Here is a 6,556-nt window from a genome sequence, read left to right as displayed (position 1 = left end):
GGGGCGCGGGGCAAGCGGGGGGGGGGGGGGGGGGCCCCCGGGGCGCCCCCCCCCCCCCCCCCCACTGCGCGGCGGCGGCCCCGACGCGGGCGCCGACGGGCCGAGAGTCGCCGTGGTGACCGGGATGCCCGGCGTCGGGAAGACCGCGCTGGCGCTGGCCGCCGCCCGGGAGGTGCACGACGACTTCCCGGACGGCCGCTGCTTCCTCCGGCTGCGCGGCAGCGCCGGTGCCCGGCGCCCGCTCACCGCGGCCGAGGCGGCCACCGAACTGCTGCGCCAACTCGGCGTTCCGGCGCCGGAGATCCCGCTGGACCCGGACGACCTCGCCGCGCACTGCCGGGAACTGCTCGCGGAGCAGCGCGCGCTGGTGGTCCTCGACGACGCCGACCACCCGGACCAGATCCGTCCGCTGCTTCCGGCCGCTCCGGCCTCCTTCGTCGTGGTGACCAGCCGGCACTGGCTGACCGAGCTGCCCGCCGCCCGTAGCGTTCCGCTCCAGCCGCTGCCGCCGGACGCCGCGGCCGCGCTGTTCACCCGTCTGGTCGGCGTCGACCGGGCCGCCGACCAGGCGGCGGTGGCCGAGGTGGTCGGCCGGTGCGGGGGGCTGCCGTTCGCGGTGGAGATCGTCGCGAGCCGCTTCCGGTCACGGCCGTCCTGGTCCCTGGAGGTGCTGGTCCGCAGACTGCGCCGGGAGCACGGGCGACTCGGCGAACTGCGGCACGGCCAGGTCGGCCTGACCGGGCTGCTGGAGGAGTCGTACCTAGGACTGCCGGCTGATGGCCGGTGGGCCCTTCGCCTGCTCAGTCTCTACCCGGGTGCGGACTTCGGCACGGACGCCGCGGCGGCGCTGCTCGGCTGCCCGGTCGAGGAGGCCGAGCAGCTCGTGGAGAGCCTGATCTCCGTTCATCTCCTGATGGAACACGCTGCCGAGCGGTACAGCTTCAACGATCTCGTGCACGAATTCGCCGAGGGTGCGGCGGCCCGCGCGGATGCCCCGGAGGATCGCCGTGCGGCAATCCGACGGCTGGTCGATTACCTGATGGAGAGCGCGGACCGGGCGGACCGGGTGTGCTTTCCCAGGCGATTCAGACTGCCCCGTGCCGACCATCAACCGCACGCGTACCAAGCTGACCGAATGTCAGGTCCTGAACCCCCGAGTGAGGATGATCTCCCCTCCTGGTTCAAGAGTGAGACGCGTTCTCTGATCGCACTCGAGGCCTACCTGCGCCGGTCCGGTGATCGCGAATCCGCGGCCTGGCTCGCCCATCTGCTGGCCGGCCACCTCGATGCCGAGTGCCTGTGGAGCGAGGCGCACGCGATGCACCGGGAGGCGGTCCGCTGGTGGCGCGCCGAGCGTGCCGACCGGCCGGAGTTGCATGCGCAACTCGCCCTCGGCGCGATCGAGTCGAGGGTCTCGCGCTACCCCGCGGCAGCCGACGCCGCCGAGCGCGCCCTCGCGTTGGCGCGGGCCTCCCAGGACCAGGAGGGCACCGCGGAGTCCATCGGGCGGCTCGCCGAACTCCATTGGCACCAGGGCGACTTCGCCGGTGCGCTGGCCCTCCAGCGACGGGTCCTGAAGATCCGTCGGATCCTCGGGGACGACCGCGAGACCGTGCGAAGCCTCGGCAACATCGGCACCCTGCAGACTCTGCTCGGCGACCGCCGAAGCGCGGTGCGCAGCCTGGCCGAGGCGCTCGCCCTACTCCGCGGCACGACCGACCGGCTCACCGCGCTCAAGCTCGCCAACAACATCGGCGGGCTCTATCTCGACCTCGGCGAGAAGGAGAAGGCGCGACAGTCATTCGAGTACGTCTCGACCGCCGGTGAAGGCGTTCTCCCGCCTTTCGACCTCGCCACCGCCCGGATGAATCTCACCGACACCCTGGAATTGCCGGACGAATTCGACCTCGCGATCCGGCACCTCGATTCCGCGGTGACCACCTTCCGGGACATCGGAAGTCAGCGGCACGAGGCGATCGCCAGGAACTCCCGCGGCCGCGCACTGGGCGCCAAGGGCCGTTTCGCGGAATCCGCCGAGGAGTATTCCGCCGCACTCGCCATCGCCGAATCGATCCAGGCGCCTGCCGAGCGGACGGCCGCGCTCCGGGGCCTCGGCGAGGCGGAAGTCCGGCTCGGCCGACAGGACCTGGCGGTCCGTCACCTCAGGTTGTCCGCCGACCTGGCCCGCGAGGCGGAGTCGGCCGAGGACGAGCTGGCGAGCCTGTCGGTGCTGGCCGAATTCCTTTTGCGGCTGGGGCGGCTCGACGAGGCGGACGCGGTGGTGGAACGCTGCCGGTACCTCCTCGGGCGGGCCGAAGCGGCCGGCCCGGTCAATCTCGGTGAATTACCAGTCGGCCATGATCACTTCCTGTCGGAAGGCCATCGGGCGTCCTAGTCGGGGACCCGTCCCGGCGGTCATACCACGGCCCCCGGGCGGACGGATCAGCTCCGCGAGGTTGGTATAGGGTGAACGGGCGGGAAAACCCTCCCGAAAACTCGTATGCCCCAGAGAGCGAAATCCGCGTGATACGAGCCGTCGCCGTGGCAGCCGTCTGCTGCGCCGCGCTGTTGACCGTCCCCGCCGCGCCGATCGCCGCGGCAACCGCCCCGGCCCCCGCCGAGCGGACCACGGAGGCCTGGACGCCCATGTGGTTGTCCGAGAGGGCGGCCGCCTGACGGATCGTCGACGTGCGAGGGACTCGCTGCCGTGGTGCCGGCCGCGAGTCCCTCCGCCTTTTCCGCTCCGTGCTGCCTACTGCTCCCCGGGCGTCACGGCGGTGTTGCCCGCGAGCGCGTGGGCGAGCCGGTCGAGGCCGGGGAGGGCGTGCATGACGGCACCGTAGTCGGCCGGGTCGAGGCTCTCCAGGGCGGCGGCGAGACGGCGCTCGTGGGCGCCCTGCCAGTCGCGGAGCTGCTGGTGGCCGGCCTCGGTGAGGGCGATCCGCGCGGTGCGGCGGTCGCCCGGGTCGGGCTGGCGGTCGACGAAGCCCGCGTCCAGCAGCTTGCCGATCAGACCGGAGACGGTGTTCGGGGCGAGCCGCTGACGGGCCGCCAGCTCGCCCACCCGCATCGGCGCGACCGCCAGCGTCTGCAGCAGCTCCACCTGCGCCATCGGCAGCGACTCCCACGGGTAGTCGGTCCGGATGCTGCTGCGCAGGGCCCTTCGCAGGCGGGTGATCACATCGGTGAGCCGCTGCGCCCGCGCCAGCGCCTCGGCGTCCGGCGCGGCCGACCCGCGGCCGGCCGACCCGTCACCGGCCGACCCGTCACCGGCCGGCCCGTCACCGGCCGGCCCGTCACCGATCGGCTCGGAGGGGCGCGACGCGGACTGGGGTTGCGAGGACATGGCCGACAGCGTAGCGGTCGGCGACGACGGGTCCACCGAGCGTCCACTCGCTGACCAGCGCGGTAGTCAGCCGCCGGTCGGGGCACTGGCGGCGTCACCGGAACGCTCGATGAACGATTCTGTCGCACCGGGAACTGCTCCTTGAGCGATTATGTCGGCAGCAGATATGTTGCCCGTATGGCTGACCCCGCCGCCGGCACCCGCCTGCTCGACACCCTGCTGCTGGTCGAACGCCCCCGCCCCCGGGCCGTGGCGCGCTGGCCGCACGCCCACTGGCTGGCGGTCGGGACGGTCTGCCTCGGCGCCTTCCTCGGACAGCTCACCGCGAGCGTCACGTCGCTGGTCTTCCCGGCCCTGGAACGGCACTTCGACACCGGCTTCGCCCAGGTCGAGTGGGTGTCGCTGGCCTACCTGCTGGTGCTGGTCGCACTGCTCGCCCCGGTCGGGCGGCTCTCCGACCTGGCCGGGCGCAAGACCATGTACCTCGGCGGCTTCGCGGTCTTCGCCGCCGCCTCGCTCGGCGCCGGAGTGGCCGGCAGCCTGCCGGTGCTTGTCGCCTGCCGGGCGGTCCAGGCGGTCGGCGGGGCGATGATGCAGGCCAACAGCGTCGCCCTGGTGGCCCGCGGAGTGCCCGAGCGGGCGATGCGCACCGCACTCGGCATCCAGGCCGCCGCCCAGGCCCTCGGCCTGGCCCTCGGCCCGACCCTCGGCGGGCTGCTGGTCGCGCACGCGTCCTGGCGCTGGGCGTTCTGGATCAACGTGCCGATCGGCGTGCTCGGCCTGCTGGCCGGCTGGTTCCTGCTGCCGCGCACCTACCCCGACGGCTGCGAACGCGCGCCCGTGGAGGGCAGGTTCGACCTGGCCGGACTCCTCCTGCTGGCCGGCTCCTCCACCGCCCTGCTGCTGGCGCTGTCCGCCGCCTCCGGACTGCCGCTGCCCGCCTGGGCGGTGGCCGTCCTGCTGGCCGCCGCCGCGGTCGGCGCCCGCGCGCTGACCCGGCAGGAGCAGCGCGCCGACCGTCCGATCATCCCGCCCGGCCTGGTGAACACCCCCGGCATCCGGGCCGGCCTGGTGGTCGCCCTGATCGGCTACCTGCTGCTGTTCTGCCCGCTGGTGCTCGGCCCGGTGATGCTGGCCGACCAGGGCGTGGCGTCCGCCACCGCGGGCGTGGTGATCACCGCGCTGCCCGCCGCGTTCGCCGTCGCCGCCACCGTCGGCGGCCGCCTGCTGCCGCGCGGTTGGAGCGACGCGGTGCGCTGCCGCTGCGGTGCGCTGGCGGCCGGCGCCGGACTGCTGCTGCTCGCCCTGCTGCCGGCCCCCGGCCCGTACCTGACCGTGCTGCCGCTGCTGGTGGCCGGCTACGGCCTCGGGCTGCTGCTGCCCGCCAACAACGCGCTGGTGATGCGGGCGATACCGGCGCAGAGCTCGGCCGTCGGCGGCGGGCTGGTCAACCTGGTCCGCAGCCTGGGCACCGCGCTCGGCACCGCCCTCCCGGTGCTCGCCGTCCACCTGGCCGGCCCGGCGGGCGGCGGCCGCGGCGTCCTGCTCCTGCTGGCCGCCGTCGGCGGCCTCGCGGCGGTGCTGACGACCCGTACCTGACGTCGGCTCGAACAGCAGAAGGGCGCCGCCCGGAGGAGAACCCCCCGGACGGCGCCCTTCGGACGCGTCGACGGACCGTCAGGACAGCGGCTGCGCGCCGCGTTCGGCGAGCATGCCGGTGATCAGGTCGATCTCGGCGCGCTGGCCGTTGACCATGGTCTGGGCGAGCCGCTTCTCGACGTCGTTCTTGGCCGCGTCCACGTAGCCCTGCGCCATCTCCACGCCGCCGCGGTGGTGATTGATCATCAGCTGCAGGTAGTACACCTCGGCGTCGCGGCCGCTGAGGGTGCGCAGCTTCTCCAGGTCGGCGTTGGTGGCCATGCCGGGCATCAGCGAGCCGTCGTGCGCGTCGTAGGTGTGGCCCATCCAGGCCATCGGCTTGGCCGGGGTCGACTGGGTCAGGCCCCACTGGTCGAGCCAGCCCATCAGCATGCCGCGCTGGTTCGCCTGGGTGTTGATGATGTCGAAGGCGAGGGTGCGCACCGCCGCGTCCTGGGTGCGGTCGCGGACGATGAACGACATGTCGATGGCCTGCTGGTGGTGGGTGGCCATGTCACGGGCGAACCCGGCCTCCGGCGAGTCGGTGGCCGGCGCGGCGGCCGCGGCGACCGTGCTCGACGCCGGCGAGCCGCCCGCGACCAGCGCGGGCACGCCCAGTCCGAGCGCGACCAGCGCCGCCAGTGCGGCGGGCCACCACAGCCTGCGCCGCGAACGCCCGGCGGGCGCGCGCCCGTCCGTCGCCTCCGACTGCTCGGCGGTCAGGTCCGCCTGGGCGCCGGTCACATCGTGCCCGAGCTGCAGGAGGCGCCCGGCTCCTGGGTCTGCGGGCCCTGCACGTACTTGGTGAAGAACTGCTCGACCCGCGGGTCGTCGGCCTTGTCCACCACCAGCTGGGTGCCCCACGCGCTCAGCGTGATGGTGCCCTGCTCGTCCGGGTACGGGCTCATCATGGTGTACGGGGTGACCTTGACCTTGTCGCCGAGCTTCTTGATGTCGTCGGCGGTGGCCTTGCCGTTGTAGGTGACCCAGACCGCGCCGTGCTCCAGCGAGTGCACCGCGTTCTCGTTCTTCACGGGCTGGTCGTAGACGTTGCCCATGCAGTTGAGCCAGATCGGGTTGTGGTCGCCGCCGACCGGCGGGGTCTGCGGGTAGGTCACCGGGGTGGTGACGTGGTTGCGGGTGAGGTTGTCGAAGGTCTTCACACCGTCGATCGGCACCTTCGCCGCGTCGGCCTTGGCCTGCTGCTCGGCCTTGGCGGCGGCGTCCTTCTTGTCCTGCTTGTGCTTGGCGTCCAGCGCCAGCCAGGACGCGCCGCCGGCCATCGCGAGGATCAGCACCGAGGAGATGCTGATGGTGAGGATCTTGTTGCGGCGCTCGCGGCGCTGCTCGACGGCGCGCAGCTCGGCGATCCGGGCGCGGCGCTCGGCCTGGTTGGCCGCCTTGCTGCCGGGCTTCGGTGCCTTCTGCTGGGACTGCGGGCCGGTCTGCTTGGAGGCGGAACCCATGGCTGTCTTCCTTGTCCCCGCCGTGCGCGGCACGGCGGTCTACGGGGTGGTGGGGGCAGCGGAGCCGCCGACCGCCCGGATGCGGGGAGTCGGTCGGCGGTGGGTT

Annotated in this window: 5 protein-coding genes; 2 read left to right on the top strand and 3 right to left on the bottom strand. The window is 73.4% G+C overall.

Going from position 1 to position 6,556, the window contains the following annotated elements:
• Positions 1 to 64 precede the first annotated feature (64 nt).
• Complete coding sequence (locus tag ACWD4U_RS20170; protein ID WP_363453357.1) at positions 65 to 2,395, top strand: ATP-binding protein; 2,331 nt, start codon at positions 65 to 67, stop codon at positions 2,393 to 2,395.
• A 357-nt stretch (positions 2,396 to 2,752) separates the two neighbouring features.
• Here ACWD4U_RS20170 and ACWD4U_RS20165 read toward each other — a convergent pair whose 3' ends face one another.
• On the bottom strand, positions 2,753 to 3,346 hold the full coding sequence (locus ACWD4U_RS20165) for a MarR family winged helix-turn-helix transcriptional regulator (RefSeq protein ID WP_363453347.1): 594 nt from the start codon (positions 3,344 to 3,346) through the stop codon (positions 2,753 to 2,755).
• A gap of 177 nt (positions 3,347 to 3,523) precedes the next feature.
• Between ACWD4U_RS20165 and ACWD4U_RS20160 the strand changes: the two genes are divergently transcribed.
• On the top strand, positions 3,524 to 4,945 hold the full coding sequence (locus tag ACWD4U_RS20160; RefSeq protein WP_363453345.1) for an MFS transporter: 1,422 nt from the start codon (positions 3,524 to 3,526) through the stop codon (positions 4,943 to 4,945).
• A 78-nt stretch (positions 4,946 to 5,023) separates the two neighbouring features.
• Here ACWD4U_RS20160 and ACWD4U_RS20155 read toward each other — a convergent pair whose 3' ends face one another.
• Together ACWD4U_RS20155 and ACWD4U_RS20150 are read right to left on the bottom strand one after the other, a co-directional pair.
• Positions 5,024 to 5,728 (bottom strand): DUF305 domain-containing protein, encoded by a 705-nt coding sequence (locus ACWD4U_RS20155; RefSeq protein ID WP_449787248.1) that lies wholly within the window; start codon positions 5,726 to 5,728, stop codon positions 5,024 to 5,026.
• Complete coding sequence (locus ACWD4U_RS20150) at positions 5,725 to 6,450, bottom strand: DUF3105 domain-containing protein (RefSeq protein ID WP_363453343.1); 726 nt, start codon at positions 6,448 to 6,450, stop codon at positions 5,725 to 5,727. The genes ACWD4U_RS20155 and ACWD4U_RS20150 overlap by 4 nt, the downstream gene beginning before the upstream one ends.
• Between the last annotated feature and the right edge of the window lie 106 nt (positions 6,451 to 6,556).

Source organism: Kitasatospora sp. NPDC002522 (assembly GCF_053595195.1).
Note: the sequence above shows the minus strand (reverse complement) of the source record. Positions and strands in the feature narration are given on the sequence as shown.

Excerpts from the sequence above, each read along its gene's own strand:
- ACWD4U_RS20150 (WP_363453343.1), bottom strand. The coding sequence starts at position 6,450 with ATGGGTTCCGCCTCCAAGCAGACCGGCCCGCAGTCCCAGCAGAAGGCA.
- ACWD4U_RS20160 (WP_363453345.1), top strand. The coding sequence starts at position 3,524 with ATGGCTGACCCCGCCGCCGGCACCCGCCTGCTCGACACCCTGCTGCTG.
- ACWD4U_RS20165 (WP_363453347.1), bottom strand. The coding sequence starts at position 3,346 with ATGTCCTCGCAACCCCAGTCCGCGTCGCGCCCCTCCGAGCCGATCGGT.